The 25,079-nt window shown below is 67.6% G+C and carries 22 protein-coding genes; 14 read left to right on the forward strand and 8 right to left on the reverse strand.

Annotation, left to right across the window (positions count from 1 at the left end):
• Positions 1–64 precede the first annotated feature (64 nt).
• Entirely contained in the window at positions 65–1,282 is a 1,218-nt protein-coding gene (gene fabV / locus MUU77_RS00405) for an enoyl-ACP reductase FabV (protein ID WP_245090221.1), read from the forward strand.
• 43 nt (positions 1,283–1,325) lie between these two features.
• On the opposite strand, the gene MUU77_RS00410 is transcribed toward fabV, so the two are convergent.
• Entirely contained in the window at positions 1,326–3,290 is a 1,965-nt protein-coding gene (locus tag MUU77_RS00410; RefSeq protein WP_245090224.1) for an ATP-binding protein, read from the reverse strand.
• An 8-nt stretch (positions 3,291–3,298) separates the two neighbouring features.
• Positions 3,299–4,468, reverse strand: a complete 1,170-nt coding sequence (locus MUU77_RS00415) for a class I SAM-dependent rRNA methyltransferase (protein WP_245090226.1) — start codon at positions 4,466–4,468, stop codon at positions 3,299–3,301.
• Positions 4,469–4,712: 244 nt separating this feature from the next.
• Here MUU77_RS00415 and MUU77_RS00420 point away from each other — a divergent pair, with 244 nt between their 5' ends.
• Complete coding sequence (locus tag MUU77_RS00420; RefSeq protein ID WP_245090229.1) at positions 4,713–5,672, forward strand: TerC family protein; 960 nt, start codon at positions 4,713–4,715, stop codon at positions 5,670–5,672.
• A 90-nt stretch (positions 5,673–5,762) separates the two neighbouring features.
• On the forward strand, positions 5,763–6,548 hold the full coding sequence (locus MUU77_RS00425) for a rhomboid family intramembrane serine protease (protein ID WP_245090232.1): 786 nt from the start codon (positions 5,763–5,765) through the stop codon (positions 6,546–6,548).
• A 279-nt stretch (positions 6,549–6,827) separates the two neighbouring features.
• On the opposite strand, the gene MUU77_RS00430 is transcribed toward MUU77_RS00425, so the two are convergent.
• Positions 6,828–9,131 carry a TonB-dependent receptor gene (locus MUU77_RS00430; RefSeq protein ID WP_245090235.1) on the reverse strand — a complete coding sequence of 768 codons (2,304 nt, stop codon included), beginning with the start codon at positions 9,129–9,131 and terminating at the stop codon, positions 6,828–6,830.
• Between the two features lie 253 nt (positions 9,132–9,384).
• Here MUU77_RS00430 and MUU77_RS00435 point away from each other — a divergent pair, with 253 nt between their 5' ends.
• Both MUU77_RS00435 and MUU77_RS00440 read left to right on the forward strand, forming a co-directional pair.
• The gene (locus tag MUU77_RS00435; protein WP_245090238.1) at positions 9,385–10,404 is read left to right on the forward strand and encodes a TIGR00266 family protein; all 1,020 of its coding nucleotides are present in this window, start codon (positions 9,385–9,387) and stop codon (positions 10,402–10,404) included.
• A gap of 89 nt (positions 10,405–10,493) precedes the next feature.
• On the forward strand, positions 10,494–11,531 hold the full coding sequence (locus MUU77_RS00440; protein WP_245090241.1) for a patatin-like phospholipase family protein: 1,038 nt from the start codon (positions 10,494–10,496) through the stop codon (positions 11,529–11,531).
• Between the two features lie 77 nt (positions 11,532–11,608).
• Here the strand turns inward: MUU77_RS00440 and MUU77_RS00445 are convergent, their stop codons facing one another.
• From MUU77_RS00445 to MUU77_RS00455, 3 genes are all read right to left on the reverse strand, one after another.
• A complete protein-coding gene (locus MUU77_RS00445) occupies positions 11,609–12,223 on the reverse strand; it encodes an N-methyl-D-aspartate receptor NMDAR2C subunit (protein ID WP_245090244.1) in 615 nt (204 codons plus the stop codon).
• A gap of 109 nt (positions 12,224–12,332) precedes the next feature.
• Positions 12,333–12,635 carry a putative quinol monooxygenase gene (locus tag MUU77_RS00450; protein ID WP_245090247.1) on the reverse strand — a complete coding sequence of 101 codons (303 nt, stop codon included), beginning with the start codon at positions 12,633–12,635 and terminating at the stop codon, positions 12,333–12,335.
• 61 nt (positions 12,636–12,696) lie between these two features.
• The gene (locus MUU77_RS00455) at positions 12,697–13,176 is read right to left on the reverse strand and encodes an Lrp/AsnC family transcriptional regulator (protein ID WP_245090249.1); all 480 of its coding nucleotides are present in this window, start codon (positions 13,174–13,176) and stop codon (positions 12,697–12,699) included.
• Between the two features lie 124 nt (positions 13,177–13,300).
• Between MUU77_RS00455 and phhA the strand changes: the two genes are divergently transcribed.
• From phhA to MUU77_RS00490, 7 genes are all read left to right on the forward strand, one after another.
• Entirely contained in the window at positions 13,301–14,191 is an 891-nt protein-coding gene (phhA, locus tag MUU77_RS00460) for a phenylalanine 4-monooxygenase (protein ID WP_245094083.1), read from the forward strand.
• A gap of 108 nt (positions 14,192–14,299) precedes the next feature.
• Complete coding sequence (azu, locus tag MUU77_RS00465; protein WP_345779056.1) at positions 14,300–14,698, forward strand: azurin; 399 nt, start codon at positions 14,300–14,302, stop codon at positions 14,696–14,698.
• 147 nt (positions 14,699–14,845) lie between these two features.
• On the forward strand, positions 14,846–17,461 hold the full coding sequence (gene acnD, locus MUU77_RS00470; RefSeq protein ID WP_245090251.1) for a Fe/S-dependent 2-methylisocitrate dehydratase AcnD: 2,616 nt from the start codon (positions 14,846–14,848) through the stop codon (positions 17,459–17,461).
• Positions 17,462–17,504: 43 nt separating this feature from the next.
• On the forward strand, positions 17,505–17,969 hold the full coding sequence (locus MUU77_RS00475; RefSeq protein ID WP_245090253.1) for an SRPBCC family protein: 465 nt from the start codon (positions 17,505–17,507) through the stop codon (positions 17,967–17,969).
• Positions 17,970–17,996: 27 nt separating this feature from the next.
• Positions 17,997–19,190 carry a 2-methylaconitate cis-trans isomerase PrpF gene (gene prpF, locus MUU77_RS00480; protein WP_245090255.1) on the forward strand — a complete coding sequence of 398 codons (1,194 nt, stop codon included), beginning with the start codon at positions 17,997–17,999 and terminating at the stop codon, positions 19,188–19,190.
• An 81-nt stretch (positions 19,191–19,271) separates the two neighbouring features.
• Positions 19,272–20,378 carry a histidine kinase gene (locus MUU77_RS00485; protein ID WP_245090257.1) on the forward strand — a complete coding sequence of 369 codons (1,107 nt, stop codon included), beginning with the start codon at positions 19,272–19,274 and terminating at the stop codon, positions 20,376–20,378.
• The gene (locus MUU77_RS00490; RefSeq protein ID WP_245090259.1) at positions 20,375–21,004 is read left to right on the forward strand and encodes a response regulator transcription factor; all 630 of its coding nucleotides are present in this window, start codon (positions 20,375–20,377) and stop codon (positions 21,002–21,004) included. The genes MUU77_RS00485 and MUU77_RS00490 overlap by 4 nt, the downstream gene beginning before the upstream one ends.
• Before the next feature lie 406 nt (positions 21,005–21,410).
• Here MUU77_RS00490 and MUU77_RS00495 read toward each other — a convergent pair whose 3' ends face one another.
• Complete coding sequence (locus MUU77_RS00495; RefSeq protein WP_245090262.1) at positions 21,411–22,646, reverse strand: DUF4010 domain-containing protein; 1,236 nt, start codon at positions 22,644–22,646, stop codon at positions 21,411–21,413.
• 96 nt (positions 22,647–22,742) lie between these two features.
• Between MUU77_RS00495 and MUU77_RS00500 the strand changes: the two genes are divergently transcribed.
• Together MUU77_RS00500 and MUU77_RS00505 are read left to right on the forward strand one after the other, a co-directional pair.
• A complete protein-coding gene (locus tag MUU77_RS00500; protein ID WP_245090265.1) occupies positions 22,743–23,774 on the forward strand; it encodes a class 1 fructose-bisphosphatase in 1,032 nt (343 codons plus the stop codon).
• Positions 23,775–23,801: 27 nt separating this feature from the next.
• Complete coding sequence (locus MUU77_RS00505) at positions 23,802–24,515, forward strand: 2OG-Fe(II) oxygenase (RefSeq protein WP_245090268.1); 714 nt, start codon at positions 23,802–23,804, stop codon at positions 24,513–24,515.
• Between the two features lie 6 nt (positions 24,516–24,521).
• Here MUU77_RS00505 and MUU77_RS00510 read toward each other — a convergent pair whose 3' ends face one another.
• Entirely contained in the window at positions 24,522–25,055 is a 534-nt protein-coding gene (locus tag MUU77_RS00510) for a nucleoside 2-deoxyribosyltransferase (RefSeq protein WP_245090271.1), read from the reverse strand.
• Positions 25,056–25,079 lie beyond the last annotated feature (24 nt).

Raw genomic sequence — 25,079 nt, forward strand, 5'->3', positions numbered from 1 at the left:
CTTCATTCCCGGCGCCCGCGGCACTAAGATGCCGCGCAGGCACACCATCCCCCGGGTTACGACGTTGATCATCCATCCCAAAGTCCGCGGCTTCATCTGCACCACCACCCATCCGCTCGGCTGCGAGCTCAACGTGCGTGACCAGATCGCCGCGACCCGCGCGCAGGGCGTGCGCAACGACGGGCCGAAGAAGGTGCTGGTGATCGGCGCATCCAGCGGCTACGGCCTGGCGGCGCGCATCAGCGCGGCGTTCGGTTTCGGCGCGGACACGCTGGGCGTGTTCTTCGAGAAGCCCGGCAACGACAAGAAGGCCGGCACCGCAGGCTGGTACAACTCGGCCGCCTTCGACAAGTTCGCCAAGGCCGAAGGCCTGTACAGCCGCTCGATCAACGGCGATGCGTTCTCCGACGAAGCGCGCGCCAAGGTGATCGAGCTGATCAGGAACGAAATGGGCGGCAAGGTGGACCTGGTGGTCTACTCGCTGGCCTCGCCGGTGCGCAAGCTGCCGGGCACCGGCGAACTGAAGCGTTCGGCGCTGAAGCCGATCGGCGCCCCGTACACCTCCACCGCCATCGACACCAACAAGGACGCCATCGTCCAGGCCACCATCGAGCCGGCCACCGAGCAGGAGATCGCCGACACCGTCACCGTGATGGGCGGCCAGGACTGGGAGCTGTGGATCGATGCACTGGACAAGGCCGGCGTGCTGGCCGACGGCGCGCGCACGGTCGCCTTCAGCTACATCGGCACCGACATCACCTGGCCGATCTACTGGCATGGCGCGCTGGGACGCGCCAAGGTGGACCTGGACCAGACCGCGCAGCGCCTGGACGCGCGCCTGCAGAAGACCGGCGGCACCGCGAATGTGGCCGTGCTGAAATCGGTGGTGACACAGGCCAGTTCGGCCATCCCGGTCATGCCGCTGTACATCAGCATCGTCTTCAAGGTGATGAAGGAACTGGGCCTGCACGAAGGCACCATCGAGCAGTTGGACCGCCTGTTCCGCGACCGCATGTACCGCACCGACGGCGCCCCGGCCGCGACCGATGACGAGAACCGCCTGCGCCTGGACGACTGGGAACTGAAGCCCGAAGTGCAGACGCAGGCCAAGGCGCTGTGGCCGCAGGTGACCAGCGAGAACCTGTTCCAGCTGACCGACTACGCCAACTACAAGCACGAGTTCCTGAAGCTGTTCGGCTTCGAGCGCGACGACGTGGACTACGACGCCGACGTGGATCCGGACGTGAAGTTCGATTGCATCGAGCTGTCGCCGGAGGGCTGAGCGTTCGACTGGCAGTTGAAAGGCGGGCTTCGGCCCGCCTTTTTTACTCGCTCGGGATATCAATTTCATCCGTCTCGCAGGCTCTATAGGCCTGTTGCGGATCATTCGGCTCCTGAGGATTGGTCATTACGATTCTTGCATCACGCATCAGCGGCCTGAGGTAGTTTTGACGCACTGTTTCGGCATTACGACGAAGCAAGGTAGCTAGTTCTTCGGCGCGCCAAGCTCTCAGCTGACAGAGCTCCACTACGATGCGCCTCACGTCCTCTGGCGGGTGTCTTTGACCAAGTGCTCCGACTTTGGCTGCCAGCTCTCCGGGAATGCCGTTCAACAGGGCCCGTCGACCTTCATCATCAAACCGTTGCCCATGGCTCAGGGGGTTACTTGTTAAGCTTTGGGGGTCACTAGATAAGGCGCCGAGGTTACTAGACAAGCCTTCAGACTCACTTGATAGGCCTGAGGGCTTACTAGATAAGGCTTGCAGGTCATCATGCACCGTGGGGGCTGCCTCAAGGCCAAGCCTCTCGCCTGGGACGTAGTAGGTGGCCGATCCCCGTCCTTTTTGGGTTAGCAGACCCGCCTCTCTCAACCGGCGCAGAGCCTGACTCGCCGCCAGCGTGTCTACCTTGTTCAGGTTCCGGTAGGTTGAGTTGTCTATGGCCCCTGCTTCGCGCACCACGATCAAGGCCCGAGCCTCTTCCGGCGACAGGTGCACCTCACGGAAGCGCGCCAACCAAGCGATGTCGTCTTCGCCAAGAAAGTGATGGAAGAAGAATCTGGCAACGAACTGATCGCCATTACGATCAGACTCAAACAACGGTGGCGCCAGTCCTGCCTGCTCCATGATGTCGCGCATTACTCGAATACCACTACCTTTCGTCTCGGCAAAGCGAGTCTCATGCAGGACTGCCGCAATTTTCGGATTGCGGGGCTGAGACCCTGGCTCTCCTAGGTGCTCCGGAGACTTCAGCGAAAATCCTGGGTTGCGGATTTCTAGCCGATTGGCATAACGAATGATCTGAACCGGGCTATTTGCTCGGTAGCTACGATGCATCAGAGCATTCACCAAGGCCTCGCGAATAACGCGCTGAGGAATCACGGGCTTGTCCTGACGTTGCAGCTCCCCCTCGTCCAAGCCAAAACTCTTCGGAAGATCATCCAGAACAGCTGCTTGCGCTCGACGCAGCAAGCGAAAGATCGAATCACGTAGATCTATAGTGTCAAAACGACGATCAGGGTCGGGGATCCAGTCACGACCGGGCACCCGAATGTAGTCAACCCGAGTCATAGGGAAGCAGCGGCGAAGCGCCTGGGGTTTTCCGAACAAAATCAATCCGGCTACTGTTGGCTTCAACTGCTTATCAGAGTCTCTGCGGATGGCACCAAGGGCCAACAGCAGCTCTTCATCGGACCAACGAAGCTCTTCGGCGTCAGGGTTGGCTTCAGCACGAGACTTCCGATAGTCCAAGATCGCCTCGATCGCGAGATCATCCAGCGCCGAGTCCGGAACGGATACGGCGTCAAAAGTCTCCTGCTGTCTTCCTTGATAGAACACAGCCATATCATCTTCGGTGCAGCGCTGATCGGTGCTTCCTATGCGGCGAAAGGCTCCCGCAGGTAGTCCCTTTGCCTTGAAAAACACCGGCTTCTGCTGTGGAGCTGCCTCTGGAACAAACACCACTAGTACTGCTTTACCGTCTATAACTTCTGCTGTGATATCGACCCGCAGCGGAATGTTGAACGTAGCACTGCACTGACTTGCAATATCAGAAGACAGCTTATCTGGCTGGTCTAATCCCTCTACTTCGTAAGAAGGAAACAGAGCAAGCTCCTCACGCACCAATCCCAGTACAATCCACCCACCACCCAGACCTGGCTCATTAGCAAACGCGCAGATTGTTTCGAGGATGGACTTCCCCAGCTCCGAACCACGTTTAGCTTCTATCCGCTCGTTTTCATCGAGCAGATTCAAGCTTTCTAGAAGATCAGATGCGGAGGGATCTGCCATAACCTCTCTCAGTCGACCACCCGGCAGAACACCGCCTTCAGGTAGCGCGATTCCTGCACGTGCGCCATGAAGGGGTGATCGGGGCCGGCACCGGCGACCTTGAGGATCTGGAGGGTGCGGCCCGAGAAATACGCGGCGCGGCGCAGCATGTCCAGGAACTGCTCCTCGCTGACCAGGCCGGTGCAGGAGAACGTGGCGAACAGGCCACCGGGCTTCACCACGCCCAGCGCCAGCTTGTTCATGTCCAGGTACTTCTTCAGCGCGGCGATCACCTGCTCGCGGTCGCGCGTCATCTTGGCCGGGTCCAGGATCACCACGTCGTACCGCTCGCCGCGGTTGGCCGCATCCCGCAGGTACGGGAAGATGTCGGCCTGCACGAACTTGGGCCGCACGTTGTTGAGCCGGGCGTTGCCCTTGGCGATCTGGATGACGTCCTGGTCGATGTCCACGCCGACGACCTCACTGGCGCCGCGTGCCGCTGCGTACACGGCGAAACCGCCGGTGTTGCAGCACAGGTCCAGCACGGTCTTGCCTTCCACCTGGCGGCTGAGCCATTCGCGGTTCTCGCGCTGGTCGGCGAAGAAGCCGGTCTTGTGCGCGCCGGCGGGATCGGCGCGGAACTTCACCCCGTACTCGGTGATGACGGCCGCCTCGGTGGTGGTGTTGCCGTGGAAGTCGAAGCTCTCCTGCTTCTGCACGTGTTCGTCGGCGAAGCTGTGGAAGCGGCAGCCGGGGAACTGCTCGCGCAGCGCCTCGTAGATCCATTCGCGGTGGCGGAACATGCCGGCGGCGAAGAACTCCACCACGATCAGGTCGCCGTAGCGGTCCACCACCAGGCCGGACAGCCCGTCGCCCTCGCTGTGCACCACGCGCCAGGCATCGCTCACGGCGTCCAGCTTCAGCACGTCCCGGCGCAGGGAAACCGCCTCGGCGATCTTGCGCGAGAACCAGCCGGCATCCACCGGGATATCGGGGTGGGTCTCCAGGATGCGCACGGCGATGCGCGAATGGCCGTTGTAGAAGCCGCGCCCGATCCACTCCCCGTCCACGCCGACCACCTCGACCAGGGTGCCGGACTTGGGCTTGGCGGCGGGCTTCTCGACCAGCTTCTGGAAGATCCACGGGTGGCTGGAACGCCAGGCGTTCTTCAGGCGTACGGTCGCGTTGGGCGTGTTCATGAACGGCATTTTACCTGCCCGGTTGACCTGCCCGGGCGTCGTCCGGACAATCCGCGGCAGAAGGGGAGTAGCTCCCAACGTGCCGGCCGTCATTTCGAGCAGCCATGCTCCGGTCCCACGGCAGCCCACCAGGCTGTGAGCGAGACCTTCGCCGCGATGGCGAAGGCACCCCCGGACTCTCGTTTTCCCGGTTTCCGAGCTGTCCGCGCCCGCGGCCGTCCTCCACCTTTTTTCGGGAAACTCGATGGAAACGATTGGCAACCCCTGGTTATGGGCCGGCTTCGGCGGCCTGGTGGTGATCGCGCTGCTGGTCGACCTGGTGCTGATGCGCCACGGCGGCGCGCACAAGGTGACGTTCAAGGAAGCGGCCTGGTGGAGCCTGGGCTGGATCGCCCTGGCGATGATCTTCAACGGCGCCCTGTGGTGGTACGTCGGCCAGACCGCGGGTGCGGCCGAAGCCAACCGCGTGGGCCTGGAGTTCCTGACCGGCTACCTGGTCGAGAAGGCGCTGGCGGTGGACAACATCTTCGTGTTCCTGATGCTGTTCACCTACTTCGCCGTGCCCGAGGAGCAGCGCCAGCGCGTGCTGGTCATCGGCATCCTGGGTGCCATCGTCCTGCGCGCCATCCTGATCTTCGTGGGCGCCGCGCTGCTGGCCAAGTTCCACTGGCTGCTGTACCTGTTCGGTGCGTTCCTGCTGCTGACCGGCATCAAGATGTGGTTCGCCGCGGGCAAGGAGCCGGACCTGGACAAGAATCCGGTGCTGCGCTGGATCACCGGCCACCTGCCGCTGATCAACCGCTACCACGGTGCCGCGTTGTGGCTGGGCCGCGGCAAGCGCCGCCGCTATACGCCCCTGTTCGTGGTGCTGGTGATGATCGCGGTGACCGACGTCATCTTCGCCGTGGACAGCATCCCGGCCATCTTCGCCATCACCTCGGACCCGTTCATCGTGCTGACCTCGAATGTGTTCGCGGTGCTGGGCCTGCGCGCGATGTTCTTCCTGCTGGCGGGCATGGCCGACCGCTTCCACCTGCTGCCCTACGGGCTGGCCGTGGTGCTGGCCTTCATCGGCAGCAAGATGCTGCTGGTGGACGTGTACAAGATCCCGGTACTGTGGTCGCTGGGCACGGTGGCCATGATCCTGGCCGTGACCGTGGCGCTGAGCCTGGCGCGGCCGCAGAAGACCCACACGGCAGCCTGACGGCGATCCCGGCAGACCATCCCGTGCGCGGGATGGTCTGTCCAGGGCGGGCGCCCTTGCATTCGCCAGCCCCGTCGCCAGAACTGGACCATGGACCTGCATCCCGACGATCCGGCATTCGACCCGGAGACCCAGCAGCGCTACGACCGCCGTCGCCTGTTCCGCGCCCTCAACCTCAGTCTGGCCTTCGTGCTGCTGCTGGTCATCGTGTATTCGGCGCAAGGCAGCTTCGACGTGCGGCCGTTCACCATCGCGCCGCTGGCGGCGGACGGCCTGCCCGGCATCCTCACCGCACCGCTACTGCACGGCTCGCTGGAGCACATCGCCGCCAATGCCTCCGCGCTGCTGATCCTCGGCACGCTGGCCGGCGCGGTCTATCCGCGGGCCACGCTGTGGGCGATCCCGCTGGTGTGGCTGGGCGCGGGCCTGGGGCCGTGGCTGCTGGCCGAACCGGGCACGCACACGCTGGGCGCCAGCGGCCTGACCCACGGCCTGATGTTCATGATCTTCATGCTGGGCCTGCTGCGCCGCGACCGGGCCGCGATCGCCGCCGGCATGATCGCCTTCCTGTTCTACGGCGGCATGGTGCTGACCGTGCTGCCGCGCGAGGCCGGCGTGTCGTGGCAGGCGCACCTGGGCGGCGCGGTGGCGGGCCTGGTCGCCGCGTTCCTGTTCCGGCGCCTGGATCCTGAGCTGCCGAAGAAGAAGTACAGCTGGGAGATCGAGGAAGAGGAAGCCGCCGCTCGCAGCGACGACGAACTCGAACTGCCCCCTCCACGCGAAGTGCCGCTGCTGTGGGTACGCCCCGAACCTTCGCAGGAAGAACAGCGCGGCGTGGTGCTGCGTTTCCCACCGCGCGAGCCGCCGACGTCCTGATGCTTCTTGTGGGCGCGACGTCAGTCGCGGTGGCAGGGCGAGTTGTCGACGGCAGAAAAAGGAGAAGGCTGCCCGTTCCGGTCTGCCCGTCCTCCTTCCGGAGGGCGGTCCGGCGCCCTTTCGCGACTCGCGTCGCTCCCACGATGGGCGCCCCGTGCCCGTCGCGTGTGCCACGCGCACGGCCGCGGTGTTGTCTCGCTCATGAGGTCGTGCGCGCCGCGCGCGCTACAAACAACACGGGCGCCCTGGGGCGCCCGTGCGTCGATCGGTCCGTGCGGATCAGAACCTCGCGTTGAACTCCACGCCCACCGTGCGCGGCTCGTTGAGGAAGCCGGTCAGGTTGTTGAAGTCGATGCCGCCGACAACGCGGGTCTGGTCGGTGATGTTGCGGCCGTACAGCGCCACTTCGTAGTTGCCGTAGTCCCAGCCGTAGCCGATGCGCAGGCCGCCTTCCAGCGACGACTTGCCGGTGAACTCGATGGAGTCGTACAGGAAGAAGTTCACTTCGCTGCGGTAGGCCCAGTCGGTATAGACGTACAGTTCGCTGCCGTCGCCCAGGCCGACGCTGTAGCGCGCGGTCAGGTTGTGCACCCACTTCGGTGCCTGCGGCAACTGGTTGCCGTCGATCAGCGCCTTGCCGGTGGCATCCAGCGGATCGGTCACGGTGCACTGCGCGCAGACCGATACGGCCAGGTCGCGGTCCTTGATCTGGGTGTCGTTGTAGCTGCTGCCCAGCGTCAGCAGCAGGTTGTCCAGCACGTACGCCTGCATGTCCAGCTCGAAGCCCTGGCCGGTGCTCTTTTCGGCGTTGAGCAGGATGTTGGAATTGTTGGCGCCGCCGACGGCGGTCAGCTGCTGGTCCTTCACCTCGTAATAGAAGACGTTGGCGCTCAGGCGCGCGCGCTTGTCCCAGAAGTCGGCCTTGACGCCGGCTTCGAACGAGGTGGAGGTTTCCGGTCCGGCGACGGTCTTGTTGTTGAAGTCGCCAGCGGCCTGGATGCTGCTGCCGCGGTAGCCGGTGGCCACGCGCGCGAACAGGTTGGTGTCGTCGTTGAGCTTGTAGACGGCGGACAGGTCCCAGCTCAGCTTCTTGTCTTCCGGCGACGCGGTCAGGAACGGGTCGGCGGCATCGCCCGCGGCGTAGGCGGCCTGTTGCGCGGCCAGCAGGCCGGCGAGGTCGCCCTTGGTGCCGTTGTAGGCTTCGACCGTCAGCTCCTTCTTGTCGACGGTGTAACGCAGGCCGCCGCGCAGCTCCAGCTTGTCGGTCGCCTGCCACGTGGCGGCACCGAAGATCGCGTACGAATCGTTGGTCTGGCGGATGCGTTCGTAACCGCTTTGCGCGCCGTTGGTGAAGATCGAGTCGTAGCTGAAGCTCTCGACCTTGTAGTCCTCATCGAAATAGAACAGGCCCGCCTGCCAGTTCCACGGACCCGCGTAGGCGGATTCGATGCGGAACTCCTGGGTCCACTGCGCATGCTCGGGAATGCCGTCGGCGGTTTCGGACGAGAACGGGATGAAGCCCGGGCCGTACTGGCCGCCCGGCGCGTACGGGGCGCCGAAGCCGCCGTCGATGTCGCCGCGGTTCATCGTCTCGACACTCTCGTAGCCGGTGATCGAGTACAGCTTGTACTCGCCGATGTCCCAGCTGAGGCGCGCACTGGCGCCCTGCGATTCCAGCTCGGAGTAGTTCAGGCCGTCCTGGGTGACCTCATCGCGATCGAAACCCGGCACCAGGTTGTTGGTGCCCGGCTGGATGATGTTGGCGCGGAACAGGCGCGCGGTGCCATTGAGCTTGCGCGCATGCGCGTTGAGCAGCGCGTCGAAGCCCTCGCCTTCGTACAGGAACTGCACGCGGCCGGCGGATTCGTCGTAGCCCTCGTAGCCGTCGCTGGGGCCCGGGTAGGTGTTCTTCACCGAGTCGTCGCGGCGCTGGAACAGCACCGAGGCGCGTGCCGACCAGTTGGGGCTGAGCGCGCCGCCGACGGCGCCTTCCAGGTTCCACATGTCGTCGGTGCCGTAGCCGACCTTGCCGTAGCCGCTGGTCTGCTGCGACGGCTTGGCCGATTCGAACTTCACCACGCCGGCCGGGCTGTTGCGGCCGAACAGCGAACCCTGCGGGCCGCGCAGCACTTCGACCTGTTCCAGGTCGAACAGCGGGAAGCCCTTCAGGATCGGGTTTTCCTGCACCACGTCGTCGTACACCAGCGAGACCGGCTGCGAGGTGTTGAGGCGGAAGTCGGTGTTGCCGTAGCCACGGATGTAGAAGCGCGGGAAGGCGCGGCCGAACGAGGATTCGATGTTGAGGCTGGGCACGCGGCCGGAGAGGAAGCGGATGTCGGTGCCGCCGGAGGCCAGCACGCCGAGCTGTTCGCCACTGACGGTGCTGATGGACACCGGCACGTCCTGGATGTTCTCGACCTTGCGCTGCGCGGTCACTTCCACTGCGTCGAGCGTGGTGGCGCTCTGCGGGGCCGGCTCGGTGGAGGAGGTTTCCTGGGCGAAGGCGGTGCCCAACGGCAGCAGGGCGGTGATGGCAAAGGCAAGGCGATGCGGCCGGACGACGGCCGGGCGGAGTCGGGACATGGCGGTGGGCTTCCGGGGTGGGTGGTGGCGGGGCGCGCGGTGGCGCTAGCACGCGAATGTTGCATTACAGCAACAAGGGGGGCAATGGCTGGAAGTCCCGTTCCGGCAAAGGTAATGCCCGTTGCCACCCGCGGCGCCATCCGCAGGCCCCGCCCCCGGTACGTTCAGCCAGCCGACGTGACCGCCGGCAGGTGACGGCCTGCCGGGGTTGCGGGCTAGACTCGGCGCCCTCCCTGCCCTCAGGATCGCCGCCATGAGCCAATGGTTTTTCCATACCCCTGCCGACAACCAGCGCCATGGCCCCCTGGACGAGGCCGCCGCGCAGGCCTTCGCCCGGCGCACCCCGGGCGCTCTAGCCTGGCGCGAGGGCATGCGCGAATGGAAGTCCGTGCGCGAGTTGCCCGAACTGGCCGGCGCCGCCACGCCTCCCCCGCATCTGCCCCCGCTGCCGGGCGCCGGTGGCCGCCGCGGCGCGGACGAGATCGATTTCCGCATCGTCGGCCATGAGATGCAGTTCGTCGAAGTGGAACTGGACCCGGGCGAGAGCGCCATCGCCGAAGCCGGCGCGCTGATGTTCAAGGACAGCGCCGTGCAGATGGATACGGTGTTCGGCGACGGCTCCCACAGCGGCCAGGGCGGCGGTTTCATGGACAAGCTGTTTTCGGCCGGCAAGCGCGTGCTGACCGGCGAAAGCCTGTTCACCACCCTGTACACGCATACCGGCCAGGGCAAGGCCAAGGTCGCCTTCGCCGCGCCCTACCCCGGGACCGTGCTGGCGATGAAGCTGGACGAACACGGCGGACGCCTGATCTGCCAGAAGGACAGCTTCCTGGCCGGTGCGCGCGGCGTCTCGGTCGGCATCCACCTGCAGCGCAAGATCCTGACCGGCCTGTTCGGCGGCGAGGGTTTCATCATGCAGAAGCTGGAAGGCGACGGTTGGGTGTTCGTGCATGCCGGCGGCTGCGTGGTCGAGCGCGAGCTCAAGGCGGGCGAGCGCATCGACGTGGACACCGGCTGCGTGGTGGCCTACCACGCCAGCGTCAACATGGAGGTGCGACCGGTCAGCGGCATCAAGAGCATGTTCTTCGGCGGCGAGGGCGTGTTCCTGGCCACGCTGACCGGCCCCGGCAAGGTGTGGCTGCAGTCGCTGCCGTTCTCGCGCCTGGCCGGCCGCATGCTGCAGGCCGCGCCGCAGGGCGGCGGCCAGGCCCGCGGCGAAGGCTCGGTGCTGGGCGGCCTGGGCCGCATCCTGGATGGCGACAACAGCTTCTGAGGACGCAGGGCGGTTGGCCTCCATTGCGGCGGCGCGCGCTATGCTCCGCCGCTGATCGCCACCCCACCCCGCCCCACCCCGCCCCGCCCATGCATCCGATTCCGCGTTCGCGCCCCCTGCTGCTCGCCGCCTGCGTCGCCCTGCTGGCCGCCTGCGGCGGCGACAACGTCAAGCCCGCGCCGCCTCCGGCGGTGGCCAAACCGGTGCCCGCAGCGCCGAGGGTGAAGGTGGGCCTCGCGCTGGGCGGAGGTGCGGCAAAGGGGTTTGCGCACATCGGCGTGATCAAGATGCTGGAGGCCAACGGCATCGAGCCGCAGGTCGTGTCCGGCACCAGTGCCGGCAGCGTGGTCGGCGCCCTGTACGCCAGCGGCATGGACCCGTTCCGGCTGCAGACCCAGGCCTTCGCGCTGGACGAAGCGAAGATCCGCGACGTGCGCCTGTTCTCCGGCGGCCTGGTGCAGGGCCAGAAGTTGCAGGACTACGTCAACGACCTGGTCGGCAAGCGCACCATCCAGCAGTTGAAGAAGCCCTTCGCCGCCGTGTCCACCCAGCTGGAGAACGGCGAGCGCACGGTGTTCGTGCGCGGCAACACCGGCCAGGCGGTGCGCGCGTCCAGCAGCATCCCGGGCGTGTTCGAGCCGGTGGTGATCGGCAAGGCCAGCTACGTCGACGGCGGCGTGGTCAGTCCGGTGCCGGTGGACGCGGCACGCCAGCTGGGCGCGGACTTCGTCATCGCCGTGGACATCTCCACCAAGGCGCCCGGCACCACGCCGGGCAGCATGCTGGGCATCGTCAACCAGTCCATCAGCATCATGGGCCAGCGGCTGGGCGAACAGGAACTGGCGCGTGCCGACATCGTCATCCGGCCCAAGGTCAACGACATCGGCCCGGCCGATTTCGAACAGAAGAACACCGCCATCCTCGAAGGCGAACGCGCCGCGCTGGCGGCGATGCCGCAGATCAAGGCCAAGCTGGCCGAACTGCAGCGCGCCCGCAACACCGCGCACGCGGCGCGTCACGCGCCGCCGAAGCCCGACCCGCGCTGCCTGGAAGAACCCTCGCGGCTGGGGCGCCTGTTCGGCCGCGACGTGAAATGCGACGCCGCAGGACGACCGGTAAAGCAGTAGAGCGGAACCTGCCCCGCGGGTCCTGGCCGCAGCGCTCGACATTGCCGACACCGTACGGCGCCGGGCGGGCCCCGGCTCTACGCGGCGGTGGCGCGGCGCAGGTTGTCGCGCGCCCTCGCCTCCAGCCTGTCGTGGAAGTGCGGCGTGCTGTAGATCGCGGGCCGATCGAGGAAACCCTTGAGGATCTCGCGGCGCTTGCGGCGGAACAGGAAGCCGGGCACGTACGCATATTCCTTGCGGATCTGCTGTTCGTACTCGTCGAAGCGCGCCCGCTCCGCGCCGAGGATGGACAGGTCGATGTCGACCAGCAGCTGCTCGTCCCGGCCCGTGGGAACGGCGGCATGCCGCGTCGCCATCACCAGGCCGTGCACGCGCTGTGCCACCTCGGCGGCCACGCCGGCAGCGCGCAACGCGTCGTGCGCCCAGTCCGCGCTGCGCTGTTCGTTGTGGTGGCCCCTGATGTCGTAGATCGCGTCATGGAACCACAGTGCCAGCTCCACTTCGTCCGGACGCTCCGCCAGCGCGCGCACGCCGTCGAACGCCAACAGGCATTCACCGAGGTGCTGCTGCGTGTGGTAGTGGCGCTGCGCTTCGGCGTAGGCCGCCATCAGCTGCGCGAACAGCGCACTGCCCTCCCCCGCCGCGCCGATGCCGGTCCAGGCGCGTTGCCAGGAGAGAAGGAAGCTGTCCACGAATGTCGTCCGGGCCAAGCGGGGCCCCCCATTGTAGGAGCGCCCTCGGGCGCGATGCTCCTGGCTTGTCGATGTGGCCGGCGCAAAAGCATCGCGCCCGAGGGCGCTCCTACAAGGAAGACGGCACTCCATGACCCCCGACCGGGATCGTCTCGACATGGCTGTCGAAGCCGGCGATCAGCGGCCGCGCCTTCGCGATGGCCTGCTGTACCGCCGGCAGCGAGAGCGAGGCCTTGTGGCTGGCCGCGTCGGTCCAGACCTCGGTGATCCAGATCGCATCGGCATCGGTGGGGTCCTGCGCGATGACGTAGCTCAGGCAACCCGGCATGGCCCCGGTGCCTTCCAGCAGGAGCGCGAGCAACGCCTCGCGCTGGCCGGGCGTGGCGCGCATCTTGCCGATCAGTCCGTACATGGGATGTCCTCGTGGAAACTGCGCGCGTTGTAGCACGCGTCGAGGGCAGGCGATGTCCTCGTCAGGCACCCGGCAGCGGCAACCCGCCGTCGGTCTTCACCGCACGCAGCACGAAACTGGAGTTCACGTCGGCCACGCCACTGGCGTTGAGCAGGTTGTCCAGCAGGAAGCGCGAGAAATGCTCCAGGTCCTGCACCACCACGTGCAGCAGGTAATCCATGTCGCCGGTCAGCGCATAGCAGGCGACCACCTCGTTCCAGGCCTGCACCCGGTCGCCGAACTGCTGGACGCTGGCCGGGTCGTGCCGTTCCAGCTGCACGCGCACGAACGCCTGCAGGCCCAGCCCCACCGCCTTGGGATCGACGCGGGCGGCGTAGCCGGCGATCACTCCGGTGGCCTCCAGCCGCTGGATGCGGCGCAGGCAGGCCGAGGGCGACAGGTTCACCTGGGCGGCGATGTCGGCATTGGTCGCCCGGCCGTCGCGCTGCAGCAGGGCCAGCAGGCGCAGGTCGGTGCGGTCGAGAAGGGAGGTTTGGGTCATTTGATGCGAAGGATAGCCTGTTCACGCAAGATCGTTGCGCCACAGGTCGGATCTAACGCAACTTTGCAAGCCTGTTGCGCGGTTCTGCCGCTAGCATCGTCCCATCACCCGCCGATCGAAGGGAATCGCCGTGAACCAGCCGCGCCGCGTCGAGCACCAGCAGACCGACAAGGGCTACGTGCCCGTCTACACGACCGCCATCGTGGCCCAGCCGGCCGAGTACCCGGCCGACGACCACGCCACCTGGGGGGCGCTGTACGAGCGCCAGCGTGCGCTGCTGGTGGGGCGCGCCTGCGACGAGTTCCTGCAGGCGCAGGACGCCATGGGCATGACGCCGGACCGCATCCCGCGCTTCGACGACCTGAACGCGGTGCTGCGCGCCTCCACCGGCTGGACGCTGGTGGGCGTGGAAGGGCTGCTGCCGGAGTTGGAGTTCTTCGACCATCTGGCCCACCGCCGCTTCCCGGTGACCTGGTGGATCCGGCGCCCGGACCAGATCGACTACATCGCCGAACCCGACCTGTTCCACGACCTGTTCGGGCATGTGCCGCTGCTGATGAACCCCGTGTTCGCCGACTACATGGAGGCGTACGGCAAGGGCGGCGTGAAGGCGCATGGCATCGGCCCGGATGCGCTGCAGCACCTGACACGTCTGTACTGGTACACGGTGGAGTTCGGCCTGATCGACACCCAGGACGGCCTGCGCATCTACGGCGCCGGCATCGTGTCGTCGAAGGGCGAGTCGCTGTATTCGCTGGAATCGGATGCGCCCAACCGCATCGGCTTCGACCTGGAGCGGATCATGCGCACGCGCTACCGCATCGACACCTTCCAGAAGACCTACTTCGTCATCGACAGCTTCGAGCAGCTGATGGACGCCACCGCGCCCGACTTCACTCCGATCTACGCGCGACTGGATGCGCAGGACGCGATCCCGGCCGGCGATGTGCGCGACGGCGACCGCGTGTTCCATCGCGGCACGGGCGAAGGCTGGGCGGACGGCGGGGATGTTTGACCCGTTGTTCCCTTGCTCGTGCGCGTTCCTGGTACCCGCTGGTCTTCGATGATGGCCCGATGCCTGTCGCCTTGGCTCGCTCTCCTTGCGTTGCTCCCGTTCTCCGCTGTGACCCTCGCCCGCGACTGCGCGGTGACCGTCGAAGCCACGGACATGATGACCTTCAACCTGAAGACCATCCGCGTGCCCGGCGACTGCGCCCAGCTGCGGGTCACGCTGAAGCATGTCGGCCGCATGCCGGCGCAGGCGATGGGGCACAACTGGGTGCTGACGGAAGCGCGCCACCATCGCGACGTGGGCCTGGCGGGCGGGCGCATGAAACTCGCCGACGACTACCTGCCGCGCAACGACGCCCGGGTGATCGCGCATACGCCGGTGATCGGCGGCGGACAGACCGCCGAGGTGGTGTTCGCCACCACGCGCCTGCGCAGGGGCGGGACGTACACGTTCTTCTGCTCGTTCCCGGGCCACTGGAACATGATGAAGGGCACACTGACCTTCGGATGAGCGGCAGGTTGATGGTCTCCGTCAACGCATCGCCGGTTTCTTTCCGAAACGGGGCGTCCTCGCCCGTCGATAACGTGCCCCTCCGGTAGCATAGTCGAGCGCGCCCGGCGGGTGCCGGTGCGCTTCGTTCACAGCAGACGGCACGCCATGAATACCGAATTCCGCACCTCGCTCCCGGGCACCGCGCTCGACTACTTCGACGCGCGCGCCGCGGTCGATGCCCTGCAGCCCGGCGCCTGGGCCACGCTGCCGTACACGGCGCGCGTGCATGCCGAGAACATCGTGCGCCGTGCCGATCCGGCGCGCCGCGACGACTACCTGCGCCAGCTGGTCGAACGGCGCCGCGACCTGGATTTCCCGTGGTTCCCGGTGCGCGTGGTCTGCCACGACATCTTGGGACAGACCGCGCTGGTGGACCTGGCCGGGCTGCGCGACGCCATCGCCGACATGGGCGGCGACCCGGCGCAGGTGAACCCGGTGGTGCCGGTGCAGCTGATCGTCGACCACTCGCTGGCGGTGGAATGCGGCGGCTACGATCCGGACGCGTTCGCCAAGAACCGTGCCATCGAGGACCGGCGCAACGAGGACCGCTTCCACTTCATCGACTGGACCAAGCAGGCGTTCAAGAACGTCGACGTGATTCCTCCGGGCAACGGGATCATGCACCAGATCAACCTGGAGAAGATGTCGCCGGTGGTGTACGTCCAGGACGGAGTGGCGTTCCCCGACACCTGCGTGGGCACCGACAGCCACACGCCGCATGTCGATGCGCTGGGCGTGATCGCCATCGGCGTGGGCGGGCTGGAGGCGGAAAACGTCATGCTCGGCCGCGCCTCGTGGATGCGCACGCCGGACATCGTCGGCGTGGAACTGCAGGGCAGGCCGGCGCCCGGCATCACCGCGACCGACGTGGTGCTGGCGCTGACCGAATTCCTGCGCAAGGAAAAGGTGGTCGGCGCCTACCTGGAGTTCCGCGGCGAGGGCGCCGCGGCGCTGACCATCGGCGACCGCGCGACGATTTCCAACATGGCGCCGGAGTACGGCGCCACCGCGGCGATGTTCTTCATCGACGACAACACCCTGGATTACCTGCGCCTGACCGGCCGCAGCGACCAGCAGGTGGCGCTGGTCGAAACCTACGCCAAGGCCGCTGGCCTGTGGGCCGACGACCTGAAGACCGCGCAGTACGAACGCACGCTGCACTTCGACCTGTCCACCGTCGTGCGCAACATGGCCGGCCCGTCCAACCCGCACCGGCGCCTGCCGACCAGCGCACTGGCCGAACGCGGCATCGCCGACGAGGGCAAGCTGCAGGCGGGCAGGGTGGAGGAGGCGCAGGGCCTGATGCCCGATGGTGCGGTCATCATCGCCGCCATCACCTCGTGCACGAACACCTCCAATCCGCGCAACGTCGTCGCCGCCGCACTGCTGGCGCGCAACGCCAACGCGAAGGGGCTGGTGCGCAAGCCGTGGGTAAAGAGTTCGCTCGCGCCCGGCTCCAAGGCCGTGCAGCTGTACCTAGAGGAATCCGGGCTGCTGCCGGACCTGGAGAAGCTGGGCTTCGGCATCGTTGCCTTCGCCTGCACCACCTGCAACGGCATGAGCGGCGCGCTGGATCCGAAGATCCAGCAGGAAATCGTCGACCGCGACCTGTACGCCACCGCCGTGCTGTCGGGCAACCGCAATTTCGACGGGCGCATCCATCCCTACGCCAAGCAGGCCTTCCTCGCCTCGCCTCCGCTGGTGATCGCCTACGCCATCGCCGGCACGGTGCGCTTCGACATCGAGAAGGACGCGCTGGGCTTCGATGCCGAAGGCAACCCGGTCACGCTGAAGGACATCTGGCCCAGCGATGCCGAGATCGACGCGGTGGTGAAGGCCAGCGTGAAGCCGGACCAGTTCCGCAAGGTCTACGAACCGATGTTCAGCGTGCGCGTGGAGCACGGCGGCAAGGTCGAACCGCTGTACGCCTGGCGCCCGCAGAGCACCTACATCCGCCGCCCGCCGTACTGGGAGGGCGCTCTGGCCGGCGAACGCACGCTGCGCGGCATGCGGCCGCTGGCGGTGCTGGGCGACAACATCACCACCGACCACCTGTCGCCGTCGAATGCGATCCTGGCCTCGAGCGCGGCAGGCGAGTACCTGGCGAAGATGGGCCTGCCGGAAGAGGACTTCAATTCCTACGCCACGCATCGCGGCGACCACCTCACCGCGCAGCGCGCCACCTTCGCCAACCCACAGCTGGTCAACGAGATGGCGGTGGTCGATGGCCAAGTGAAGAAGGGCTCGCTGGCGCGCATCGAACCGGACGGACAGGTGGTGCGCATGTGGGAAGCCATCGAGACCTACATGCAGCGCAAGCAGCCGCTGGTGATCATCGCCGGCGCCGACTACGGGCAAGGCAGCTCGCGCGACTGGGCGGCCAAAGGCGTGCGCCTGGCGGGCGTGGAAGCGATCGTGGCCGAGGGCTTCGAGCGCATCCACCGCACCAACCTGATCGGCATGGGCGTACTGCCGCTGGAGTTCGAACCGGGCCAGACGCGCAAGACCTGGAGCATCGACGGCACCGAGACCTTCGACGTGGTGGGCGAGCGCCGGCCGCGCGCCCAGCTGACGCTGGTGATCCACCGCCGCAACGGCCAGACCGTGGAGGTCCCGGTGACCTGCCGGCTGGACTCGGACGAGGAGGTCTCGATCTACGAGGCGGGCGGGGTGCTGCAACGATTCGCCCAGGATTTCCTGGACGCGTCGAAAGCGGCCTGACCCGTTCGTCGTATCGGTACACCCAGCGCACAGGAGTCCGATCATGTCCGACAACGCCACGCCCGGTACCGTCCGCCTGCATCGCGTGCTGCGCGCGCCGCCGTCGCGCGTCTACCGCGCCTTCCTCGATCCCGAGGCGATGGTGAAGTGGCTGCCGCCGCATGGTTTCACCGGCAAGGTCCATTCGATGGACGCCCGCGTCGGCGGCGGCTACAAGATGTCTTTCACCAACTTCGGCACCGGTTCCAGCCACGCCTTCGGCGGCACCTACGTGGAGCTGGTGGAGAACGAACGGCTGCGCTACACGGACCAGTTCGACAACCCCGGCCTGCCGGGCCAGATGCAGGTCACGGTCACGCTGAAGGAGAGCGTGGCCGGCACCGCGTTGCATGTCGTGCAGGAAGGCATCCCCGCCGCCATCCCGGTCGACTTCTGCTACCAGGGCTGGCAGGAATCGCTGGAACTGCTGGCGAAGCTGGTCGAACCCGAGATTCCCGACGGCGCGTGAGCCGTCATCACCACGGACATTCTTCCCATGCCGCACGCCCCCCAGATCCGCATTCCCGCCACCTACATGCGCGGTGGCACGTCGAAAGGCGTGTTCTTCCGCCTGCAGGACCTGCCTGAGCGCGCGCAGGTGCCCGGGGCGGCACGCGATGCGCTGCTGTGCCGCGTGATCGGTTCGCCCGATCCGTACGGCAAGCACACCGACGGCATGGGCGGGGCGACCTCGAGCACCAGCAAGGTGGTGATCATTTCGCCAAGCACGCAGGCCGGTCATGATGTGGACTACCTGTACGGGCAGGTCCCCATCGACGGCGCCTTCATCGACTGGAGCGGCAACTGCGGCAACCTGTCCTCGGCGGTGGGGCCCTTCGCCATCGCCAACGGGATGGTCGACCCGGCACGCGTGCCGCGCGACGGCCTGTGCACCGTGCGGATCTGGCAGGCCAACATCCAGAAGACCATCATCGCGCATGTGCAGGTCGCCGGCGGCGAAGTGCAGGAGACCGGCGACTTCGAACTGGATGGCGTGACGTTCCCGGCGGCGGAAGTGCAACTGGAATTCATCGATCCGGCGGACGAGGGCGATGGCGACGGCGGCGGCGCGATGTTTCCCACCGGCCACCTCGTCGACGACCTGGACGTGCCCGGCGTGGGCGTGTTCAAGGCCACCATGATCAATGCCGGCGTGCCGATGGTGTTCGTCGAAGCCGCCGCGCTGGGCTACGACGGCACCGAACTGCAGGGCGCCATCAACGAGGACCGGGACGCGCTGGCGAAGCTCGAGGCGATCCGCGCGCACGGTGCGGTGCGCATGGGCCTGGTGGCCGACGTGGCGGCGGCGGCGAAGCGTCCGCTGACGCCGAAGGTGGCGTTCGTGGCACCGCCGAGGGACTACGTGTCGTCCAGCGGCAAGCCGGTCAGCGCCGCCGATATCGGCCTGCTGGCCCGGGCCGTCTCGATGGGAAAGCTGCATCACGCGATGATGGGTACGGCCTCGGTCGCCATCGCCACCGCGGCCGCCGTGCCGGGCACGCTGGTGAATGCGGCGGCCGGCGGGGGCACGCGCGACGTGCTGGTGTTCGGCCATCCGTCGGGCACGCTGCGGGTGGGCGCCGACGTCAGGCAGGTGGATGGCGCCTGGGTGGTGACCAGGGCGGTGATGAGCCGCAGTGCGCGGGTGCTGATGGAAGGCGCGGTCCGCGTGCCGGGCGACGCGTTCTGACCGGTTCCGGCTGACCTGCCGGAAGTCACCACTTGCGCTGGGGCCATTGCCCCGGCGCGAGGCAGGCGACAGCATGGGCGCATGTGGACGGCCCTGACCCGATTTCGCGAACCCATGACCCTGGCTGGCGTGTTCACGCTGGCGGCCGTTTCATTGGGCCTGCGCTTCCTGCCGGCGGAGGTGCTGCCCGCCGCGGCGGCCGCGCTGGCGGCGTACGCACTGGGATTCCTCCTGTTCGCACTGGCACCGGACACCTGGGAGCGGCCGCGGCGGATCGCCCTGGTGGCGATGGCGTGCCTCGCGCTGCTGCTGGCCTGGCTGACGCCGCGCGTGGGCACCGCCCAAGTGCTGCTGGTGGTCTGGGTGGCGTGCGCGGTGAACGTGGTGTCGCCACGCGGGGTGGTCGGCGCCGCGCTGGTGTTGAACGTGGCGTTCTACTTGCTGATGGTGCACCACCAGTTCGGTGCCCCGCTGACGATGACGCTGATCAACATCGGCTTCCAGGCGCTGGCCGGCCTGTGCGTGCACTACGCGCGCCGCGCAGAGGATTCCCGCGACCAGCTGGCGCTGGTGAATGCGGACCTGCTGGCCACGCGCGCCCTGCTGGCGGACAGCGCGCGCGATGCCGAACGCCTGCGCGTGGCGCGCGAGCTGCACGATGTCGCCGGCCACAAGCTCACCGCGATGAAACTCAACCTGCGCGCGCTCGCCAGCGATCCCGTGTTCGCCGCGCGCGACGAAGTCCGCATCGCGCAGCAGCTGTCCACCGAACTGCTGGACGACATCCGCAGCGTGGTGCAGGCCTTGCGCGATGCGCGTGGCCTGGACCTGCAGACGGCCATCCGGGCGCTGGCTGCGCCACTGCCGCGGCCCGCGCTGCGGCTGGCCATCGCCGATGGCGTGAAAGTGGAAGACCCCGCGGTGGCGGAATCGCTGCTGCGCATCGTGCAGGAATGCCTGACCAACGCGGCGCGCCATGCGAACGCGGATACCCTGACGGTTTCACTGCGTAAAGAGGACACGGACATGCTGCTGCACATCGAGGACGACGGCAGGCTGAAGGGTCGCGTGCGCGAAGGCAACGGCTTGTCGGGCATCCGGGAGCGCGTGGCCGCGCTTGGCGGCGAACTGCACCTGGGCGTCGGCGCGAGCGGTGGCCTGCGCCTGGACGTGAGGCTGCCCGCATGAGCGTGCGCGTGGCTCTGGCGGACGATCAGGCCCTGGTACGTGCCGGCCTGCGCGCCTTGCTGAAAGCGCAGCAGGTGGACGTGGTGTTCGAAGCCGACGACGGCGCCGACCTGCTGGCGAAGCTGGAAGCGCAGCCCGTCGACGTGGTGCTGAGCGACATCCGCATGCCGGGCATGGACGGCATCGATGCCTTGATCAGGCTGCGCGAGCGCGGCGACCGCACGCCGGTGCTGCTGCTCACCACCTTCGACGACAGCGACCTGCTGCTGCGCGCGACGGAGGCCGGCGCACAGGGCTTCCTGCTGAAGGACGCCGCACCGGAGGACCTGCACGACGCCATCCGGCGCGTGGCGGGCGGCGAGACGCTGCTGCAGCCGGTCAGCACCGATCCGGTGCGCGCCCGCTTCCGCTTCCGCGACGAGGTCCCGCCCAGCGACACCTTCGGCGAGCGTGAGGTCGCAATCCTGCGGCTGCTGGCCGGCGGATATTCGAACAAGGAAATCGCGCGCACGCTGTTCCTCGCCGAGGGCACGGTGAAGAACTACGTGTCCACCATCCTGGACAAGCTGGGCACCCGCGACCGCACCCGTGCCGTGCTGAAGGCAATCACGCTGAGGATCATCTGAGGCCGCGCCTGTCGCGCGCGCCATCTCCCACGCCTGTGCAGGAGCGCCCCAAGGGCGCGATGCTTTCCGCTTTCATGTCGGCCGACGAAAGGCATCGCGCCCTTGGGGCGCTCCTACAAAGACGTAAGGGGCAGCGGAATCTGGTGGCAGGGGCCCTTATGCCAGCACCACCATCGCCGTGCCCCGCCGCCAGCCACCGGCGACCGCACCCGTGCCGTGCTGAAAGCGATCACGCTGAGGATCACGAGGCCGCGCCTGCCGCGCGCGCGCCATCCCCCACGCCGGTGTAGGAGCGCCCCATGGGCGCGATGCTTTCCGCTTTCATGTCGGCCGATCGAAAGGCATCGCGCCCTTGGGGCGCTCCTACAAAGACGTAAGAGGCAGCGGAATCTGGCGGCAGGGGCCCTTATGCCAGCAGCACCATCGCTGCGCCCGCCGCCAGCGCCGCCATCAATCCGGCTGACACGCGCATCCCGTACGCCGCACCCCCGCTGACCCAGGCGATCACCGACTTGGCGATCAGACTGGCGGCCAGCAGCGCCAGCATCCACCCGCGCGCCTGGCTGGCCTCCAGGCCGCCCCTTGCGAACTGGTTGGCCAGCGTGGCCACGGCCGCGTGCAGTTCGGCCACGGCCGACAATGCGGCGGCGGCCAGCGCGCCGCGCGGGCCGATCCATGCCGCCAGCGCGGCCGCGATGAAGGTGAGCGCCGCGACCACCAACGCAAAGGTCAGCGCCTGCCCGAAGCGGAACATGCGGCTTTCCGACGTCGGCGGTTTCACCGCGTCGTCCTCGCCGCGATGCAGGCCCAGCAAGCCCCCGGCCAGCAGGACCGCACCGATGACGCCCAGTTCCGGCAGCAGGCCGCGCACCAATGGCGGCGACACGGCCCACAGGATGGGCACGCACAGGGTCAGCGAAGCCAGGTTGGACAGCAGCGCCGCGGCCACCGCGGACCGCAGCAGCGACGGAGTTTCCTTCGCCCGCTGGCCGAAGCCGATGGTCGCCGCGGTGGACGACACGTAGCCGGCGAAGAAGCCCGCCGCCGCCAGGCCCCAGCGGTTGCCGATCACGCGCAGCACCACGTGGCCCAGCGCACTCACCGCCATCACCAGCACCACCAGCTTCCAAATGGTGGCCAGGTTGATCGCCTGGTAGGGACCGATGGGACGGTCCGGCAGGATCGGCAGGATGACCAGGGCGGACGCCAGCAGCAGCAGGCCATCGAACACCTCGCGCTCGCTGAAGGTTTCGCGCGTGAGCTCGTGCAGAGGCTCCTTGGCGTACAGCAGCACCGCCACCACCACCGCCAGCCCCGTGGCCAAGGCAGGCGTGCGCACGGCCATGGCGCCCAGCAGGAAGGTCAGCACCAGGGTGACCTCGCTGGTCAGGCCGGCGTCGTCTGCCGACGTGGCGTGGTAGCCCATGGCGGCGAGCAGGCCGGTCAGGGCCAGCGCCACCAGCAGGACGGGGACGCCGAGCGACATGGCCACCGCGGCCGCCAAGGCCACCAGCGCGTGCGTGCGCAGGCCGGCGATGGCATGCGCGCGCCCCGGGCGGCGCTCGCGCACCAGCCCGATCAGCAGGCCCAGGCCCAGCGCCGAGGACAGCGCCAGCCAGGTTTCCGGAGTTGCTTCGTCCATCGCGTCGTTCCTGTCGCCGACCCTGAGCATAGCGAATGGTCTTGCATTGGTCTCGTCAACCCGGACAATGCGCGCACCTTCGCCGTGGACTCCATCATGCCCGCTTCCGCTCCGTCCGCCGTCTCGCTGAGCCGCTATCTGATCGAAGAACAGCGCGCCGGGCGCATCAGCGCCGACCTGCGCCAGCTGATCGCGGTGGTGGCCCGCGCCTGCACCAGCATCTCCATCGCGGTCAGCAAGGGGGCGCTGGGCGGTGTCCTGGGGGATGCCGGCACCGGCAACGTGCAGGGCGAGGCGCAGAAGAAGCTGGACGTGCTGAGCAACGACATCCTGCTGGAAGCCAATGCCTGGGGCGGCCACCTGGCCGCGTGCGCCTCGGAGGAAATGGACCACAGCCAGCCCATCCCGGACGCCTACCCGCGCGGCGGCTTCCTGCTGCTGTTCGACCCGCTGGACGGCAGCTCGAACATTGACGTCAACGTCTCGGTCGGCACCATCTTCTCGGTGCTGCGCTGCCCGGAGGGCGTGACCACGCCGGGCGACGAGCATTTCCTGCAACCGGGCCGCGAGCAGGTGGCGGCCGGCTACTGCATCTACGGCCCCAGCACGATGCTGGTGCTGACCACCGGCAACGGCACGCACGCCTTCACCCTGGACCGCGAGCAGGGCGCCTTCGTGCTGACCCAGCGCGACATGCGCATCCCGGAGGAGACGAAAGAGTTCGCCATCAACATGTCGAACCAGCGCCACTGGGAGGCGCCGATGCAGGCCTATGTCACCGACCTGCTCGCCGGTCGCGAAGGCCCGCGCGGTAAGGACTTCAACATGCGCTGGATCGCCAGCATGGTGGCCGACGTGCACCGCATCCTGACCCGTGGCGGCATCTTCATCTATCCATGGGACCGCAAGGACCCGGGCAAGGCCGGCAAGCTGCGCCTGATGTACGAGGCCAACCCCATGGGCATGCTGGTGGAACAGGCCGGCGGCGCGGCCAGCACCGGCCGCGAGGACATCCTGTCGCTGCGCCCGGCCCAGCTGCACCAGCGCGTGCCGGTGTTCCTGGGGTCGAAGAAGGAAGTCGAGGCCGCCGTCGGTTACCACCGGGCCCACGACACCGCCGCCGCCTGACCGCGGCGCGGCGGCTAGAATCCGGCCATGACGGCGCATCCGCATCCCCCCGATTTCATCGAGGTCTATCACGACGCACTGGACGCGGAGACCTGCCGCGCCATCGTGGCGCGCTTCGACGCCAGCCGGCAGGACCGGCCCGGGCAGGTCGGGGGCGGCCACCATCCGGAGCTCAAGCACAGCCGCGACATCAGCATCAGCGGGCTGGCCGACTGGCGCGACGTGGAACAGCGCCTCAACCTGGCCGTGCTCGCCGGGCTGAAGCAGTACCTGCGCACCTATCCCTTCAGCCTGATCGCGCCGCTGATGCTGCAGCAGCCGGGCCAGGACGGGCAGTTGCACCGCCTCGGTTACCAGGACGTCGCCAGCATGGACGACGATGCGCTGATGCGGCTGATCATGGCGGTGTTCGTCCCGGGCCGGATCAACCTGCAGCGCTACCCGGCCGGCGAAGGCGGGTATCCGTACTGGCATTGCGAGCTGTTCCCGAAGGGCGCCGATGCCGAACCCCTGCATCGCCACGTGTTGTGGACGCTCTATCTCAACGATGGTTTCGAAGCCGGCGAAACCGAATTCTTCCACCAGCAGCGCAGGATCGTGCCGCGTACCGGCAGCCTGCTGATCGCGCCCACCGCCTTCACCCACACCCACCGTGGCAACCGCCCCGTGGGCGGCGACAAGTACATCGCCACCAGCTGGATCCTGTTCCAGCGTGCCGAACGGCTGTACGGCGGCCGCTGACGCGGCTCAGGCGATCCTGCGCCGGGCGTCCAGGTCGCGACGCAGGCGCTGCAATGCCGCTTCCGCATCGCCCACCACCATCACGCAGGGTACGGCGAGCATCAGGTTGAGCGGCAGGCCGAACTCCTCCAGCTGCCAGCCCTGCATGTCGTTGCCGGCGTCTTCGCCCAGGTATTCCGGGCAGCGCCGGCGGATGCGCTCTGCCAGGCTGCCGCCTTCGGGCACATAACCGTAGACCGGCTTGCCGCGGGCGACCGCGTAGCCCACTTCGAAGCAGGTGCCGCTGTCCGGCTCCGCGCCACGGAAGAAGTCCAGGTTCGCCAGCACCGCATCGGCCGCGTCGAGCAGGCCGATATCGGCACGGTAGATCCAGCGCGCGGTTTCCAGCGGGTCGCCGGTGGCGTGGCCGGCCACCTGGGCGTCCAGCGGAAACAGGCCTTCGAAGCCGTGGCGTGCGCACAGCGCCTTGAGCTGCTCGCCGCGCGCGGCGGCATCGGGGCGGAAGATGTCGGGGCCGGCAAGGTAGAGCGACTGGATCATCGGCACAGGGGCAGGGCGGGGCGG

Source organism: Pseudoxanthomonas sp. F37 (assembly GCF_022965755.1).
GTDB lineage: Bacteria > Pseudomonadota > Gammaproteobacteria > Xanthomonadales > Xanthomonadaceae > Pseudoxanthomonas_A.